Origin of the sequence: Vogesella mureinivorans (assembly GCF_007644035.1) — a bacterium.
Classification (GTDB): domain Bacteria; phylum Pseudomonadota; class Gammaproteobacteria; order Burkholderiales; family Chromobacteriaceae; genus Vogesella; species Vogesella mureinivorans.
This window is the reverse complement of the sequence record NZ_VMTV02000256.1, coordinates 1-341: the sequence shown is the minus strand read 5'-3', so window position 1 is coordinate 341 and position 341 is coordinate 1. Positions and strand designations below refer to the sequence as shown.

The following is a 341-nucleotide window of genomic DNA, read 5'->3' as shown; positions in this document are numbered from 1 at the left end:
ACCAGGTTCTGCGCGGTCGGCGTGCCGGCGAGCTTGGCCACCGACTTGGCTTCGGCGACGAGCCGGGATTCGACCGGGCCGCCGCTGCGACGCCAGGTTTCGATCAGCGTGAACGGCGCCGGGTAGTGGGCCTTGCGCGCCTTGCGGCTGACCTGCTTGACCAGCATCGGCGCCAGCGCCTGGCGCACCGGCCACCAGTTCGTGGCCCAGCCGGTGAGGCGCTGCTTCAAGGGTCGGCTCACGCCGCGCTTCAGCAGTGCCAAGGCGGTGTCCAGCAGCACTGCGGGTTCGCAGGTCTTGTCGACGAGGCCGATGGCGCGGGCATTCGAGGCCGACAGTGC

The 341-nt window shown here is 70.7% G+C and carries 1 protein-coding gene; it reads right to left on the bottom strand.

Annotation, left to right across the window (positions count from 1 at the left end; translation table 11 throughout):
* A partial coding sequence (locus FLQ44_RS23585) for a hypothetical protein (RefSeq protein WP_206208757.1) occupies positions 1-341 on the bottom strand: 341 nt, incomplete at both ends.